Consider the following 17,420-nt stretch of genomic DNA (forward strand, 5'->3'; position numbering starts at 1 on the left):
ATTAAATTTTTACATTTTTTAGTCGCAATGCATTTGCGATGACCGATACCGAACTAAAACTCATTGCCAGCGCCGCAATCATGGGAGATAGCAATATTCCGAAGACAGGATATAGCACTCCTGCTGCAACAGGTACACCCAATGTATTGTAAATCAAAGCAAAAAACAGATTTTGCTTGATGTTTTTCATCACCGAACCACTAAGGTTTCTGGCTTTGACAATACCATGCAGGTCGCCTTTTACCAAGGTGATTGCAGCACTTTCAATAGCCACATCCGTACCCGTACCCATTGCAATGCCCACATCACTTTTGGCCAAAGCAGGCGCGTCATTGATACCATCACCAGCCATTGCCACCACTTTGCCTTCAGATTGTAGTCGTTCCACTTCCCTAAGCTTATCTTCTGGTAACATACTTGCCTTGAAATCGGCCAAGCCAAGCTCTTCCGCAACAGCTTTTGCTGTATCCTGGTTATCACCTGTGAGCATAATCACAGCTACCCCTTTATGTTGCAGCTCATTTATTGCCCTAGCGCTCGTCTCTTTAATCTTATCGCCGATGACCACATAGCCAACAACTTTCCCATCAGTGGATAAGAACGAAACTGTCTTTCCTTTTTGCTGATATTCCCTCGCTTCTGCATTCATACTAACAGAAATAGTTGCATTGGCATATTCCATCATTTTGGGATTTCCTAATGCCAATTGTTTTCCATCCACTATTCCTTCAACCCCTTTTCCTGTTACGGCACTGAATTGTTCGGCTTTTTTTGTTTTCGCTCCTTTTTCTTTTCCGTAAACCACGGTCGCCTCGGCCAATGGGTGTTCACTGTTGCTGTTAATGGCAACTATCATTTCAAGAATAGCATTCTCACTAAAATCCGGACTGAATGAACCTACCTTTTCCACCGTTGGTTTTCCTTCAGTGATGGTTCCTGTCTTGTCGACAATCAGGGTGTCTACCTTGTCCATTTTTTCCAAAGCTTCAGCATTTTTGATGAGCACTCCATTTTGAGCACCTTTCCCCACTCCCACCATAACGGACATGGGGGTAGCCAATCCCAAAGCACATGGGCAGGCAATAATCAATACGGCTATGGCATTGACCAATGCATACACATAAGCCGGTTCTGGCCCCCAAATGGCCCAAACCATAAAGGTCACAACTGCAATCAGGACAACAATGGGTACAAAATAAGCAGAAACAGTGTCTGCCAATTTTTGAATGGGTGCTCGACTGCGACTCGCATCGTTCACCATTGTGATGATTTGGGAAAGTAGCGTGTCACTCCCCACTTTTTCAGCTTTCATCAAAAAGGACTGATTCCCATTGACGGTTCCGCTGCTAACCCTGTCACCCTTGGTTTTGTTAACAGGTAGGGGTTCTCCAGAGATCATTGATTCATCTATGGCACTGTATCCTTCAATGATTGTCCCATCCACCGGGATTTTATCCCCTGGTTTTACTTTTAGGGTATCGCCAATTTCTATTGTATCGATATTTACCTCAAATTCCTCTCCGTCTACTACTTTTACCGCTATATTCGGGGCCAATTTCAAAAGTTCCTTTACGGCAGAGTTGGTTTTGCTGTGCGCCCTTGCCTCCAACAATTGTCCTAATAGTACTAAAGTCAAAATAACCGTTGCCGCTTCAAAGTAGACGTGTACGGTTCCTGATTCCGTTTTGAATTGCTCTGGAAATACATCGGGCAAAAACATTCCAATTACACTAAAAATCCACGCAACTCCTGCTCCAATACCAATGAGGGTGAACATATTCAAATTCCAAGTCTTGATACTCCGATAGGCGCGCTCAAAAAACATCCATGTAGCATAGAATACCACTGGGATTGAAAGTATAAATTGCACCCAGTTCCAGTATTTCTGTTCCAAAACAGTATACAGCGGATTATTCGGAATCATCTCGCTCATTGCAATCAGAAAAATGGGCAAAGTAAATGCCACTGCCACCCAAAACTTTTTAAGCAATTTGAGGTAGGTCTTCTCCTCTGTGGAGAGATCTGGTTCTATGGGCACCAATTCCATTCCGCAGATGGGACAGCTACCAGGTCTGTCCTTTACGACCTCTGGATGCATGGGACAAGTCCATTGGCTATTGGCTGCGCCAACATTCAAACTTTGTTCCTCGACCAAATCCATGCCACATACCGGGCAGTCACCAGGTTTATCATAGGTCTTGTCGCCCTCACAGTGCATTGGGCAGTAAAAAGTTCCCGTTCCTTTGCCCTTCGGTTTCATTTTATCATCTTTTTCAGGGTGATGGTGTTCCCCTGGCGGATGGATGCTATAGTTGGCCCCCTCCTTTTCCAGTACTTGCTGAAACGTATCTATTTCGATATGGTGTTCCATTTCGATGATGGCTTCCTTTCTTTCCAAATCAACGGCCGCACTGGTCACGCCATCAACCATTTTGAGTGTTTTCTCAACGTGATTTCGGCAACCATTGCAGGTCATTCCATGTATGTGATAGGTGTGTTTCATATTTTCATATTAACCATCAAAACTACCTGTTATCATTTCAAAAGTATTGCACAATTATGGGTTTCATTTATACAATTTGGTCCAACGGTTTTCTATTCCATTCCCTTGCTTTTTGATATGCCCCCATTGACATTCCAGTTGCTGATTTAAATTGCCTTGCCAAGTGACTGCTGCTGGTGTAGCCAAATTGATAGGCTATCTCGGAAAATGTTTTGTCCCTCATTTGAATAAGTTCCTTCACCTTTTCGATTTTCAGTCCGATAAAGTACTTCTCAATGGTAATTCCTTCATGGGCACTGAACAATTTACTCAGCACCGAATAATCCTTGTTCATCTTGTCAACAAGATATTCAGAGAGATTCTGGTTCAAATTTTGTTCTTGTAGTCCAACAATCAAATGGCTCTTGATTTGGGTAATCAGTTGTTCTTTCTGATCAATTACCAATTCAAAACCATTCCGGTCCAAAATCTCTCGAATCTTCTTCATTTCAATTTCCGAGTCTTCCTCAAATAGAACTTCTCCCAATTCAATATGGGCCACTCGAAATCCCTTTTTTTCCAGCTCGGATTTCAAAACCGATTTACATCGGTCACATACCATATTTTTCACTTTAATCGAAGTCATCGTGGTCGGATCAGCTTTTCTTTTTAATGGGTATGCCCATCTTTTTGGTGTTCTTCATTGGCGACATAGTCCATTCCGCATTTTGGACATGTGCCCTCCGTGTCACTGCCACTACCCTCGCAGTGCATTGGGCACACATAGGCCGAAGCATATTCCTTACCCTCCTTTTCGGTAGTTTCTATTTGCTCGGTTGTAGTTTCAGTATTTTGTTCTGTTTTGCCCTTGCACGATACTGAAAGTAATAGTGTTGCTACAAAAGTGATTGCTAAGAAAGTTTTGATTTTTGTGTTCATTGTTCTTGAATTTACTTGTTTATTAAATAATTGATGAGGGCAGATTGTATATAATACAACTGCACCGATTGAATTTGATTGAGTTGAAATTTTAATTGCAATTCCTGAATGTCCAGCACATCGTTGAAATCGATGGTGCCAGTCTCATAATTCTTGGTCAGGATTTGTTCCGCATCCTTTGCTTGATCCAAGTTTCTTGTTTGGGTGCTAAACGCAATACGAGCTTGGTTACGGATGGATACCGCTTTCGCTAACGCTGATTCCAGGACATTCAACCTTTCCTGTTTTTGGAATGTAATTTCCTGTTTCCGGAGTTCGTTCTGTTTGGTTCTGGAATCGTATCGCTTATTGAAAATCGGAACGGAAAACGATACCATCGGCATCACGATGTCCTTGCCATTATCGCTAAAGGTCATGTCTGGTCGCTCCTGTACGGGTACGTAATCCAGTCCAAAACCAAGCATTGGTGCTCCCTCTTTTTGATTGAGCAATTCTGCCTGGGTAACCGACTCATACATCTTATCAAAACGAAGGAGTTCTGGATTTAACTGTAAGCTATCAGCAATCATAGCATCATTTTCAGGAATATCCATTGCTTCAACTACTTCCACTGCCAAACCCGTTTTTCGATTCAATAATCCATTGAAGGCAGCTTGTTCAGCCATAAATTGTTCGTGCAACATCAACTTTTGTTGCTGCAATTCGTTCTGGCGAATCTGTAATCGCAACACATCCACTGCAGAGGCCTTACCCACCTCCACCGAGGTCAATGCCAAGGTTTCATAGGTTTTGAGCAGTTGGATGTTCCTATCCAATACATCTTGTTTGGCGTTCAAACTATACAATTTGTAATAGGATTGCGTAACAGACAAGGCCAGTTTTCGTTTAGCAACAACGTAATCCACATAATCGGATTCAGCCATTGCAGTGGCATATTTTTGACGTGTGGAAACAGTACCAAACCAGGGCAGCATTTGTTTGGCCGAAAATCGTGCTACCTGGGCTCCTGTCCTTGTTTCAGGTTCGCTTACAAAATATCCTGCTCCAAACTCGGTATTGGGTAGCCAATTGGCTTCGTTGACCTTCTCTTGGGCAATGGTATAGCGTACTTCAATAGCCTGGATATTTGGATTGTTCGCCTCGGCTTCGTCGATATAGGATTGCAACTGTTGCGCATTTCCGAAAGCGGAAACAAACAAAATTCCAATTATGATTTTTACTTTTTTCATTTGTTTGCTTTTTTGAGTTGAACTTCTTTTCGCCAACCGAACAAGACCGGAACAATAAAAAGGGTGATCAACGCAATGAGCATTCCACCAAAACTTGGAATGGCCATCGGTATCATTATATCGCTTCCTCTTCCAGTGGAAGTCAGTATAGGCAGTAAAGCCAAAATGGTTGTTGCTGTGGTCATTAAACAAGGTCGAATTCGTTTTTCCCCGGCTTCCACTACTGAATCGTGTACTCCTTTTAAATCCATGGGTTTGTTTCTGTCGAAGGTCTGAGTCAGATATGTGGCCATGATAACGCCATCGTCAGTGGCAATTCCAAAGAGTGCTATAAAACCTACCCAAACGGCAACGCTGAGATTGATAGTATGCATTTGAAAAAGGTCTCGCCAGTTTTCACCGAATAGGTTGAAATTGAAAAACCAATCCTGTCCATAGAGCCAAATCATGATAAATCCACCTGCAAAGGCTACCGCAATCCCCGAAAATACCATTAAAGACGTGGCAACACTTCTAAACTGGAAATACAAGATCAAAAAGATGATGATGAGTGCCAATGGCACAACAACGGACAAAGTCTTTTCAGCCCGCAACTGATTTTCATAGGTTCCGGTAAAAGCATAGTTAATCCCTTTGGGCACCGTAAGTTCTCCGCTGTCAATCCTGGTTTGAATAGCCGCCTGAGCGTTCTCCACCACGTTCACTTCGGCAAAGCCGTCCAACTTGTCGAACAACACATAGCCTACCAAAAAGGTGTCTTCACTTTTGATAACTTGTGGGCCTTGTTCATATCGGATGTTTACCAATTCGCTGAGCGGTACAGGGCTTCCTTTGGACACCGGAACATAAATGTTTTTCAAATCATCTGCATTGCTCCGTAGTTCCCTGGGATAGCGCACCCTTACTGCATAGCGTTCCCGGCCTTCAACCGTTTGGGTCAACGGCATTCCGCCTACTGCTATGGAAATAACCCTTTGTACTGCTTCGACCGTGACACCGTAGCGCGCCAATTTTTCTCGGTCAATATCAATGAGCAAATAAGGCTTTCCTACTATACGATCTGCAAAAACCGCCTGTTCTTTAACACCTTCGGCTGTTTTCAAAATGTTTTCCAATTGTAGGCCAAAAGCCTCTATTTCCTCTAAGTCCTGACCTTTTACCTTGATGCCCATTGGTGCGCGCATTCCGGTTTGTAGCATGACCAAACGGGTCTCGATGGGTTGCAATTTAGGTGCGGATGTCACCCCGGGAAGCTTTGTCACTCTTACGATTTCATTCCAAATATCATCCGGGGACTTAATTTCTGGTCGCCAGTTTCGGTAGTACTCCCCATCATTATCTTCAATGAGTAGATTTCTGTCGATACTGTAGGGGTCATCTAGAGTTCTTTTGTTATCGACTGCGCTCGAGGTTACATTTCCGTTCAAATTGGGATTTGCAACTTTTTTCCCATCTTTCAACACGAAATAACCCTCTTCATCAATTCTAAAACGTTGGGGTTCACCATCAGTATTCAATTGATATTCCGCTCGATATTGAATCACGTTCTCGTACATGGAAAGTGGCGCAGGGTCCAAAGCGGATTCCGTTCGTCCGGCCTTGCCTACTACCGTTTGGATTTCAGGAACACTGGCAACCGCCATGTCCAATTGCTGCAAAACCCGCTTGTTCTCTTCCACCCCGGAATGCGGTAATGAGGTAGGCATTAACAGGAACGAGCCTTCATTGAGCGCCGGCATAAACTCTTTGCCGGTGTTTCTCATTATCAATATACCCAGAATCAATATAAGGGCAGGTATTGATAGAAATAGCATTTTATTCTGTAACGCCCATTGAAGAATCCTTGTATAATATTTTCTGAATGCCCAAAATGTCCCTAAGAGCCCAAAACAAATGACACTTACAAAAAGTAGGTTCATTACAATGCTTCTGTCAAAGCCCAAAGGTCTCCAATAGTTGGCCAAAAGAATTATTATTGCGCTAATGGAAATGATGATATTCAGACGGTTTACCTGTTTTCCTGAAAGCGTATAACCATTTAACAAACGCGAGGCCAGCGCTGGATTCTTTAAAGGTCTTAAGGTTCCAAAAGCCATCAACACCAAACCAATCCAATATCCATAAACTACGGCCACAAGACCTACAATGATCTGTACTGCACTAAAAATATAACCTACGATACTCTTGCTTTGTTTCCTCTTAAAGAAAATGGCGGCAAAAGGCGGTATTAAAAAGAGTGCAACAATAATTGAAGCTGTAAGAGCCATGGTCTTGGTGAAAGCCAATGGACGAAACAACTTTCCTTCCGCACCTATCATAGTAAAAACCGGAATAAAACTGATGATGGTGGTCAGCACTGCGGTCAGAATCGCTCCTGAAACTTCAGCTGTGGCATTGTATACTACGTTATTGATAGCAAGCTGTTCATTAGCACTCCGCTCATCGTTTTCGTCGAGATGTCTAATGATGTTTTCTGATAGAATAACTCCTACATCCACCATAGTTCCGATGGCGATGGCAATTCCCGATAAGGCAACAATGTTCGCATCCACTCCAAAAAGTTTCATTGAGATGAATACCATCAACACTGCGACCGGCAACAGACCTGAAATCAAGATGGAAGCACGTAGGTTGAACACCATCACAATAATGACAAGTACGGTAATTAGAATTTCAAGGGTCAAAGCTTCATTGAGCGTTCCCAAGGTCTCTTGAATCAATTCGGTTCGGTCATAAAAGGGAACAATAGTTACTTGGGAAGTGCGTCCATCTATCAGTTGTTTTGTGGGCAGTCCTGATGAAAGCTCAGCTATCTTTTCCTTTACATTGTTTATGACATCTAATGGATTAGCACCATATCGGGCAACCACAACTCCACCTACAACTTCTGCTCCCTCTTTATCCAATATTCCACGTCGAGCGGCGGGACCTAGATGTACTCGTGCCACATCTTTGATACGAATGGAGGTATAATTTTCGGTATCTACTACGGCATTCTCAATGTCTGCTATGGACTTTACATAACCCAATCCACGTACCAGATACTCCGCCTGATTAATTTCAAGGGTCTGCGCCCCAATGTCTTGATTGGATTGCTTGACTGCCTTAACCACATCGCCCAACTGAATATTGTATTGACGCATCAGCTCCGGATCCACATCGATTTGATATTCCTGGACATAACCACCAATGGAGGCTACCTCAGAAACACCGCTAGCTGAGGACAGCGCATACTTCACATAGTAGTCTTGAATACTACGTAGTTCATGCAAATCCCATCCCCCCGTAACATTACCATCTTCGTCACGCCCCTCCAAAGTGTACCAGAAAATTTGTCCCAAACCTGTAGCATCGGGTCCGAGGGATGGATTTACACCATTTGGAAGTAATCCAGCCGGTAGGGAATTCAATTTCTCAAGAATTCGACTTCTTGACCAATAGAATTCCACATCCTCTTCAAAAATGATATAGATGCTAGAGAATCCGAACATCGAGGAACTTCGGATGGTCTTTACCCCAGGAATTCCCAGCAGGGAGGTAGTCAAAGGATAGGTAATCTGGTCTTCAATATCCTGTGGTGAGCGACCGTCCCATTTGGTAAAGACAATCTGCTGGTTCTCCCCTATGTCCGGAATGGCATCCACCGCAACTGGATTACTTGGTAGAAAACCAATGTCCCATTTAAAGGGTGCGTGTACAATTCCCCACCCCACAAATAGGGCCAGTAACAGAACTGCCACCAGTTTATTTTCGATTAAGAATTTTATCGCTTTATTCAGCATTGTTTTAATGTATTAGATATTTACAGTAAGTGCAACAGCACATAATGCCCAAAACAGAAATCTGCAGGGCGCACTTTGAATATCTAATACATCAAATCAAAAAAGTCTCGTAAAGGATTTGATAGTCCTTGTTGAGCAAGGGGGGCGGATGCCCAATAAAAGAAGTTGTAACGGGGTCTATATCCTGAAATAAGTTGATATAGGAATAGACATAACTAACAATGAATACCTGTTGCTTCAGGTCTAGGTCAAAAAATGAGGTCTTTAAATCTTCCTGTCCTTGCATGGTAAAGGATACTTCATCGCAACAAGATTTTTCAAATTCCGTATTCATGCTGTTGGAGTCAGCCTCCATATCGCATATTTTTGCATTCGCAAAAAATGCCACATCCACCACTTTCCCCATACATAGGTGCTTATCCACGGTCCATGAAACCGTTGACAGCAAGACCAATAGGGCCAGAATTGATGACAGTATTTGATGTAAAATGTCCTTCATTTCACTACAAAACTACAAAATGTTAACAATTATTGCTTTGTTTAACAGAAGTTTAGACTTTCCTAATCCTAAAACAAAAAAAACAAACACAAAAGTGTTTGGATTTCATTCGTCGGGATGACAGGATTTAAATAGTCATCACAATTAATTGTATATCCGAATTTTAAACTTATCTTCTAAATTGATTAACCGAACTCTAAACTAGAATCAAATCAGCACATTTTGATGCAAAATTTATGGGTGTTTTGTTTTTATAAAATTACAAAATTAACTCTGAAAAAAAGTTGTATCCACAAAACAAGAATTCTATCGAACATATCTTTTTAGAATTTTAAATCACCATCCTTATCCCAAAGCCCCCAGTAGGCGCCCACATCACCTTCTGCCCCAACTTTCCACGACTCGTCAAAAGAAGAGAAATAGAATATTTCAATATCTTCATCTTCGGACCACTTTTGGGTATTCATAAAGTATTTTAAGGCATTTTCATAGGATGGAAACGCTCCTTCTAAATTGGTGCCTTGGCTAGGCCAACCGGTTTCAGAAATGATGACTTTTTTTCCATTTCCAGCACGTTGCGCTTGTCGATACATGTCTTTCATATATAACATAGCGTAGTCAAAATCACATCCTTCCCAAAACGGATAGCAATTAGCTAAAATCACATCGCATGCATCGGTAATCCGAGGATGGTCGGTAAATTCATAGTATGCATCAACGTAGCCTACAGGTACATCTGAAATTGCATTTTTTGCTTGGTTTATATAGTTAAGCAATTGATCTTCTTCCAAATCTCCCCGATATAAGACCTCATTGCCAACGGCTGCAATATCAACGTAACCATCATTGGCCAATTTCACAAGGCCCGCTATCTCCCTTTCATTAATCTCAAAATCATCGCCCAACCAAGCCCCGACCATGGTTTTGATTCCATATTCTTTGGCAATTCTTGGAATGATCTCATTACCGTCGGTACAGGAAAAAGACCTGATCCATTTGGTGTAGGGTTGAATTATTTCCATTCGGTGTCTTATCTGGGCCTCGGTAATCTGGTTTCCCGGATGCTGCCCTTCTGTGTAAGGGCTAAAGCACAGCCCATGCATGCCGTTCTCAAGAACTTGCCTGCATAATTTTTTTAGTTCCTTTACCGACTTGCCATCGTAATCGAGAGCGGCCAGTGCCAAAAATTTCTCTTTTCTGCGTGAAGACATTTGTATTTTCTGATTTGATGTAATTAATGTTCCGTTATTTTATTTCTTCTTTCCTTTTTTCCAATGCTTCCCTAATTTCAGCGGCACGCGCTTCGGTAACGTCATAGTTTCGCATCACATATATGGCCACTAGGGTTCCTAAAATGGGAAATCCTGAATAAAAAGCCCTTAAACCGGTAATGGCTCCTTCGGGTTGCACTGCGGCTTCAGGGTCAAAGCCTACCACCGTCATAATAGTTCCTGTTAATAAGCCCGCGATTGCAAAGCCGAATTTGACCATCCACCAATAAATGGCTCCAAAAATGCCCTCTCTTCGTAAACCTGTATTCAGTTCGTCCAAATCAATCACATCTGCGGTCATCGACATCATCAATGTAAACAAACTTCCAATTCCGAAGGAGAAAAAAGGCAGGGCAAAAATGAACATATAAGGCTTGCCCGGAATAAACAGGAACCAAAGCATGATATAACCCACAATGGAAATGGCCTGGGAAACGGTAAAAGCTTTTTTCTTTCCCATTTTTTTTGACATCCAAGCCACTATGGGAATAACCAAAAAGGTGGTGATCATGGCGCCAATGCTTCCGAATAGTGTTGGCCAAATGCCTGCGGCGCCAGCATCCCCATTAAACAAATGATAGACAACTATAAAAAATGAAAAACTGGCAATGGTATAAAAGGTATTATAGATTAGAAACGTTGAAATACAGAGTTTTCTAAAAGGAACGGACTTAAACGCTTCTTTGAAGCCATCCAAAATTTCCTTTAGGCTACCTTTCATGTTCTTAAGGGTAAGTGGTGCATAATTTTTTTCCAAGGTAGACTCACTTTTTAGGAAAATTGCCGGTACCATGGCAAAAATCATACAAACAATTCCCACCCATATGGCCAATTCGCGGGTGGCCACATCTGCTGATTTGAACCAACCTTGATCGTACATAATTACCCAAAACCATGGAGCAATTACCCAAGCCCACTGTCCAATCCATTGGGCCACCGCCATAATATCGGTTCGTTCATGAAAATCGGTGCTCATTTCATAGCCCATTGCCACATAGGGAACACTAAAAATGGTCAATCCCAAATAAAACACAAAGGACCAAAGCAGAAAATAGGTAAAGTTGTAATCAATTCCATTTTCACGATACAACTGCCACATGATCACAAATGATATTCCCATGATTATTGCACCCAGAAACACATATTGTCTTCGTCTACCCCAACGTGATTTTGTGTTATCTGAAATAAATCCCATAATGGGGTCCGTAATCGAATCGAATATTCTCGGAAGAAAAAACAGTACTCCCCACATCCATCCCGGAAAACCCAAATCTTGCACAAGTACTACCATGAAAATTCCCAATACTGCAGGAAACATTTGATTGGCCAACATGCCTATTCCGAAGGCCACTTTGTCTGCAAAGGGCACTTTTTTTACAATAGTATTCTCTGTATTGCTCATAATTCCTGGTTTTGGGTGTTAATTTATCAACATGATGTTTTTAGTTAATCATTGATGGTATTTTTGTTTGACTACGTCAAAAGTCAATTTCTTATTTCGTTCTATGTCTACAATGCCCCAATACTCTTCGTTGGGTGTTCCATCATAGGGAACTCCACTGCTATTTGGGGCCCACCCGCCAGTGTTTTGTTCGTGAGGGTTTTCAGCTTTCCACCAGCCATCTGTGAAGGAGAACAATGTAACTCCTGAACAAATAGCTTCATTTCTAAAAACAGCATCCAATATTTTGGCATTGGCGTCGGCTTGGGCTCTTTGGTTGACTCCTTTTTGGTATCCACTTTTTGAAATAGTCATATAGCTATCTCCGCCTGCTTCCGATAGGTACATGGGTTTTTTGCTGATGGCCTTCCATTGGGTGAAAATCTCTTCAGGATCATCCCAGCGATATACATTCATGCCCCAAACATCGATGTCAGGGCAGGTGGCCAAAGCAAGTGAATCAGGTAATTCTCCGTGGGCAGTGGTCACCGGATGTTTCTTATCCACCGAATGAATGGCTTTTGCCGAATGATTTAAAGTCCGATACCAATTTTTTAAATCTCCCTTAAACCACTTTGGATGGTAATTGTATTCGTTGCCAAGCTCCCACATTAAAATGGCCCGGTGATCTTGGTATTTTTTAACATAATCCAAGAATGTTCCCGACTTAATATCATATTTGCCGTCTTGGTCATATCCAAATCCAATGATTACTTTAATTTCGGCTTTGTGAAACGCATCCAACACCTTTATCTCAGTTATTGGTTCGTATACCCTTACGGTGTTCACCCCTGCCTCAATCATTAATGCCAAATCTTCATCTAGGTTGCCAAAATCCCTAACCGTACTTCCCTTGGGCACTGGATGATAACAAATTCCTTTGATGCTATAGGGTTGACCTTCGATTTGGATTGAACGACCGGATACAGTTATTAGCCCTGCATCGGATTGAGGATTGCAAGCCAGTAATGTTATGGCGATTATAATAACTGTAATTCTTCGAATCATTTGTTGTTTAATTGGCTACGACTTCTTTTTGTGATGGAGGTATCAAAACATCTTTCATTAACGCCTCTTTGTTTCCGTTATAGGTTTTTGTTATGGGATTTCCATTTCTTGTCAGTCCATTAAAGATTCCTTCATCCACTAAATCCCAAAGTGCATATTTCGCCTGCCCGTCCAATGTGAACAGCCCAAAATGATTTTCTGACCCACTTTGATTGTTTGCATCTTTCCATTTTTCGTTAAAGGCTTCAAAATAAAAACAGGAAATCCCATTTTCGTTGGTCCATTCGCGCATAAGATCATGAAAGAGCGCTTCCTTGTATTCATCGGTCGCTTTGGAACCTTCAGGCCCGTAATGACCATTGGACACAGACGCCCAGCCGGTTTCTCCAATATGGATGGGTTTATCAATTCCCAAGGATTTCATATAATTTCGAACGCTTTCAAACTGGAAAACGGCATAATCCCTTGCCCTTAACATGGCGTTCTCTATTTTTTTGATTTTGGTCAGATCCTTATCCTCCTCGGTCAAACCCCAGAAACTTGGATTGTAATGTGTATCGTGCATTGGGTAAGTGTGCATTGACACGTAATCCACAGCCTTCCATAGCTTTTCCAGATCGTCAACATGATATTCCTCGCTGCCACCACCCCAGGATGCAAAATTGTCCGAACTGGTAATCCAAAGGTCTTTAGGTAATTCACCGATTCGCTTAAGTTCTTGAAGGTGATTGACCCATTTTAGAATGATTCCCGGTTGCACATAGTAACTTGTAGCCCATTTAACCATGGCTTCATTGCCAACGGCAAGAATTTTTACTATATCAGGATATTGATTTGCCAAGGTAACGGCTCTGGCAATTTCGGATTCATTTTGTTCACTTTCGGCATTGTGGTCAGGTTCCAATTCGGTCCATGCGTTCTTGCAATCTATCCAGGCACCCAGCATCACATACATTTCAAAACTCCCATCTTCTTGCTTTAACTCTGTTATGGCCTTTAATAGGTTGGAAGCTTGTTGGAACTGCACATTATATGTCCTGATAATTCTTATCCCCATTGCCGACAGGATCTTCATGTCCTCCTTGAGTTCTTCCACGGTAGGTTGTATTTCGCGGTTGATTTCTCGGTAACCTCCGTAGGAAATGGCCAAATAATCCGGATTGCCCAATATATTTTTTGCTGTCACTTCTTTTTGTATTTGGGATTGATGTTCATTTCTCTCTGTCTTGTTCTTGCATGCGGCGCCAAAAATTAGGATCATGGCAAGCATGCTAATTTTCATTATTGATTTCATCTTAGTTCTTTTGCGTCAACATACACCCGAATATGATCTATATCCCCTGATCTTTTAAAAACCTTGTTGCTGATGGTCTCGTCCAAGGATGAAAAGCCAAAGTTTGTTGTGGTTAGGTTTTTATGGGTTACCACTAAACTTTTTTCATCGGACAGTACATATTCTATTGGTACTTGACAATAGGTAAAGCAAAGTGATCCTTTGCCAAGTTCCAACTGTTGGGTTGTACCTTCTACATCTACATAGTTAAAAATCCTTGGGGCTTTCAAAAACTCATCTTTACGAAGTAAACAAGGGTCAAAACAGAGTTTTCCCTCCTTCACAAAAACGCCTAGCTCACCAAATCGGCTCAATATATCTTCCTTAACCTGTCCTGTCATACCGGGTTGTTGTGCCCCTTTGCCGGCAGGTGTATGGGAATAAGGGTCGGTGGGGAAGGCTCCGTACAAGGATGGTGGTTTATGCACACCAATACCTTCGTTGATCTCATAGAAATGTTCCAATAACCTCCCCACAACTTCATCACTTTCCTTTTCATCAATAGCTTTTAAACAACATTCTTGCACAGCTAGCAAAAGCTTGGAAACCATATGCCAGTATATGGAGCCCAACCCCTCGTAGCCATAAAAAGTTCCCGATCTTCCGGTAAAGGCCTTATGGTCAAAAACATCCTCGAAAATTTGTAGAATATTCTCTTTTTCACTTGCTACTAACTTTGCATATGGGGTTTGTTGAAGTTGGTCCAGGGCAGTTTCAAGGTCATTGGAATTTTTAAAATCCCCATTAAAATGATATTCCCCATTGGCATCTTTTTCAATAAGTTGAGCATTGCCATCTTTCAACAGTTGTGAAAGAAGCTTTGAATTGGCGACGGCTTGTGGGGATACATTGTTTTTTTCTATAAACAGTGGCAAGTCCTTATTTGGATACAACAGATAACTGTACTGATCTTCCCTAAAGAGCTTGCTGTTTTTTAACCCATCCAATGCTTCAAGGGCCTCTTTGGACGACAGATAGCCCGAACTCAATACCGCCACCTGGCCTTCCAACATTTCGCTTAGGTGCGATATTGAAACCTCATTATCATTTTCGACGGTCATTAGATTATAGGCGTGATATAAATTATCATCCCTCTTATTGACCCTTATCGAATGTTCCAAATATTGGATAGATATGGTGACAAATTGTTTCAGTTCATCCAGTGAAATCGCTTTTTTCTTGCCACTGAAGGAATTTTCATAGATTTTCTCCCTGAAATTGCTGCCCGCATTTCCAAGGCCATCCATGATTTTTTTGCGGGGCCTGTTATCAAAGATTCCGGACAACATGTCAATGTTATCTGCCAAGGTCATGTACACCCCATTAAACAGTTGCACTATTTCTTCAGAAATCGAAACTTCATTTGTTTGTGATGCGCCTAATACCTCCTTGAAAAAATTTAAAAATCTTCTGAGATAGTACAAGGTCACCATAGAAACCCCATTTCCGACCAAGGCATTGTTGGCGTCGTTCCATTCGGGACGTTGGGTATTCATCCATATACCTCCCTCGGGAATGAAGTTTGACATTTTGGACAAAACGGTTGCTAAAATCTTCTCTATAAAATTTACGCGATAGATACTGCCTGTTTTGTCCTGCAACAAAGCTCCATCTGCTCCGACCACATCCCTTCTGTCCCGAATATAGCCATCCAGTTTATGGTCAAATGTTATGGTGTCCTTTGGGTTTTTGAGAATACTCCCATAGTTTTTTATTCGATAGGGTACATTGGCATAAACAAAAAGTTCCTGGTCAAAATAGTCTTCCATTTTTCCGGGAGTGTGGCCCTGCATAAACTCCAAGAATTTTAGGAGATAGATAATCTGGTGATCTCCCCAATACCCAATGTAGGACCAAGGGTCATCGGGTTCAATAATCTCCCAATCAAAACCGTCTTTGGTAACCCTATAAGGGTTATATCCGTCAAATGTTGTGGCATTCAGAAATTTATTGATCATACTTTCAATAAACTCTGGGTAGGAATGGGCAAGCGCTTCCCAATTCTGAAAAATATCGCGCCAATTGCCTTCATAATCCAAAATTTTGGATCCGTCAATTTCATTTATGGTATTAATGGAAAACCTGTTCCAAGGTCTACTTGGATCTCCGTGTCTTCTACTGAATTTCAAAGGCATATATTCCAGACAAAGTCGTTTGAAATCTACATCTCCGCTGTTATTGGCCAATTCTTTTAAAGTAGAAACCGAAAATACATCGGGAAGTTCCTCAATTAACTGTTTTGAAGACTCAAGGACAGCTTTATTCGCTTTGGAAATGTAATTGGAAAAATCCCATTTCTCAATTTCGTAATTGTTATCGAAAATTCCGCCTCGCATTATATTGAAGAGCGTATTGGAAAAATGCCGTGTATCACGAAGTCCATCAGCCGTCATCTGCAATCCGTCGGATGACGCTGTCAAATGAATCAATCGATTTGTTCCCAGTTCGATATCCGCTTCGACTTTTTGCCAGAGTTGATCATCCCGTTTTATTTGGTTTGAAATCTTGACAATGGCAGCTTGATTTTGGTTGACATTGGCCACAAACATCCATTTTTTCACATCCTGTGAAGGCAACACAATGCTCTTATGCAAAAAATAGGCGCCTTTTTCCGCCTTTATGTCCATTTCCGGTTGAAGTGAAATTCCTTTTCTAAAATTTGGGAGCTGTCGTGAAGACAACAAATGCTCCGAACCTTCCAGTCCCAAAGACCATACGATGTTAGCTTTTAGGGCCTCGCTGGGCTCTGCCTTATCTACAATAATTGCGCTCAATGCATAAATTCCCAGTCCGGAATCCTTGAGTAATTCACTTCTTTTATAAGCATCGACCAAATTACTTTGCCTGTTTTGAAGGTCGCTTCCCACTCCGTGGGGGATAATATTCTGTAAACCATCCAATATCGAGATTGTCAAGTCAGTGTTTCCGGTATTGACTAGGGTGCAATGCCGCACAAATCCAAAGGTGTTGCTTGAACTCCATTGGTATCGAAAAGTCAACCCAAGATCATGGTTGATCTCCTCAAAAATTATTTTATTCCCGTGTGCATTTTTATACAGGTTTCTTGTGATCTGGTTGACCCCGTGCAATCTATCGGAAAAAGGCTCCCAAAGTTGTGAATTTGAACCTTTACCTACTTGAAACATGGTTTTGCTTCCAGTGGTTTCTATAGATTCTGTGATTTTATCGTCTGTATAATAGGGAAACAATGCATGCTCCGCATTTTTTCTTCCCGCTGTAAGGCCCCCATTACTTGAAATGAACATCCAATGGTTGGAATCACTCACAATACTCATAAAAAATGGGCGCATTTTATCGCTGTCCGAAATTTTAAAATAGCTCTCGTTTCCTATCTGTACTTGTTCCATTTCCTTTATATCCGTTCCTGAAATATCCTGCATTATCAATTCTTCGGTCATCTTAGTATAGTATTCTT

At 41.7% G+C, this 17,420-nt stretch carries 11 protein-coding genes; all 11 read right to left on the reverse strand.

Annotation, left to right across the window (positions count from 1 at the left end; all coding sequences use genetic code 11):
• Window position 1: 1 nt before the first annotated feature.
• Complete coding sequence (locus ACULLG_RS14220) at window positions 2–2,503, reverse strand: heavy metal translocating P-type ATPase (RefSeq protein ID WP_452127465.1); 2,502 nt, start codon at window positions 2,501–2,503, stop codon at window positions 2–4.
• A gap of 67 nt (window positions 2,504–2,570) precedes the next feature.
• A complete protein-coding gene (locus tag ACULLG_RS14225) occupies window positions 2,571–3,128 on the reverse strand; it encodes a helix-turn-helix domain-containing protein (protein ID WP_452127466.1) in 558 nt (185 codons plus the stop codon).
• 23 nt (window positions 3,129–3,151) lie between these two features.
• Window positions 3,152–3,421 (reverse strand): heavy metal-binding domain-containing protein, encoded by a 270-nt coding sequence (locus ACULLG_RS14230; RefSeq protein WP_452127467.1) that lies wholly within the window; start codon window positions 3,419–3,421, stop codon window positions 3,152–3,154.
• 11 nt (window positions 3,422–3,432) lie between these two features.
• The gene (locus ACULLG_RS14235; RefSeq protein ID WP_452127468.1) at window positions 3,433–4,650 is read right to left on the reverse strand and encodes a TolC family protein; all 1,218 of its coding nucleotides are present in this window, start codon (window positions 4,648–4,650) and stop codon (window positions 3,433–3,435) included.
• Window positions 4,647–8,432 carry an efflux RND transporter permease subunit gene (locus ACULLG_RS14240; protein WP_452127469.1) on the reverse strand — a complete coding sequence of 1,262 codons (3,786 nt, stop codon included), beginning with the start codon at window positions 8,430–8,432 and terminating at the stop codon, window positions 4,647–4,649. Before ACULLG_RS14240 ends, ACULLG_RS14235 begins: the two co-directional genes overlap by 4 nt.
• Before the next feature lie 91 nt (window positions 8,433–8,523).
• Window positions 8,524–8,931 (reverse strand): HYC_CC_PP family protein, encoded by a 408-nt coding sequence (locus ACULLG_RS14245; protein WP_452127470.1) that lies wholly within the window; start codon window positions 8,929–8,931, stop codon window positions 8,524–8,526.
• A gap of 323 nt (window positions 8,932–9,254) precedes the next feature.
• The gene (locus ACULLG_RS14250) at window positions 9,255–10,142 is read right to left on the reverse strand and encodes a glycoside hydrolase family 17 protein (protein ID WP_452127471.1); all 888 of its coding nucleotides are present in this window, start codon (window positions 10,140–10,142) and stop codon (window positions 9,255–9,257) included.
• A gap of 34 nt (window positions 10,143–10,176) precedes the next feature.
• Complete coding sequence (locus ACULLG_RS14255; protein ID WP_452127472.1) at window positions 10,177–11,604, reverse strand: MFS transporter; 1,428 nt, start codon at window positions 11,602–11,604, stop codon at window positions 10,177–10,179.
• A 48-nt stretch (window positions 11,605–11,652) separates the two neighbouring features.
• Window positions 11,653–12,651 (reverse strand): hypothetical protein, encoded by a 999-nt coding sequence (locus tag ACULLG_RS14260; RefSeq protein WP_452127473.1) that lies wholly within the window; start codon window positions 12,649–12,651, stop codon window positions 11,653–11,655.
• 7 nt (window positions 12,652–12,658) lie between these two features.
• Window positions 12,659–13,945 (reverse strand): glycosyl hydrolase family 17 protein, encoded by a 1,287-nt coding sequence (locus ACULLG_RS14265; protein ID WP_452127474.1) that lies wholly within the window; start codon window positions 13,943–13,945, stop codon window positions 12,659–12,661.
• Window positions 13,942–17,403, reverse strand: a complete 3,462-nt coding sequence (locus tag ACULLG_RS14270) for a hypothetical protein (RefSeq protein WP_452127475.1) — start codon at window positions 17,401–17,403, stop codon at window positions 13,942–13,944. The genes ACULLG_RS14265 and ACULLG_RS14270 overlap by 4 nt, the downstream gene beginning before the upstream one ends.
• Between the last annotated feature and the right edge of the window lie 17 nt (window positions 17,404–17,420).

Source organism: Flagellimonas sp. 2504JD1-5 (assembly GCF_053618295.1).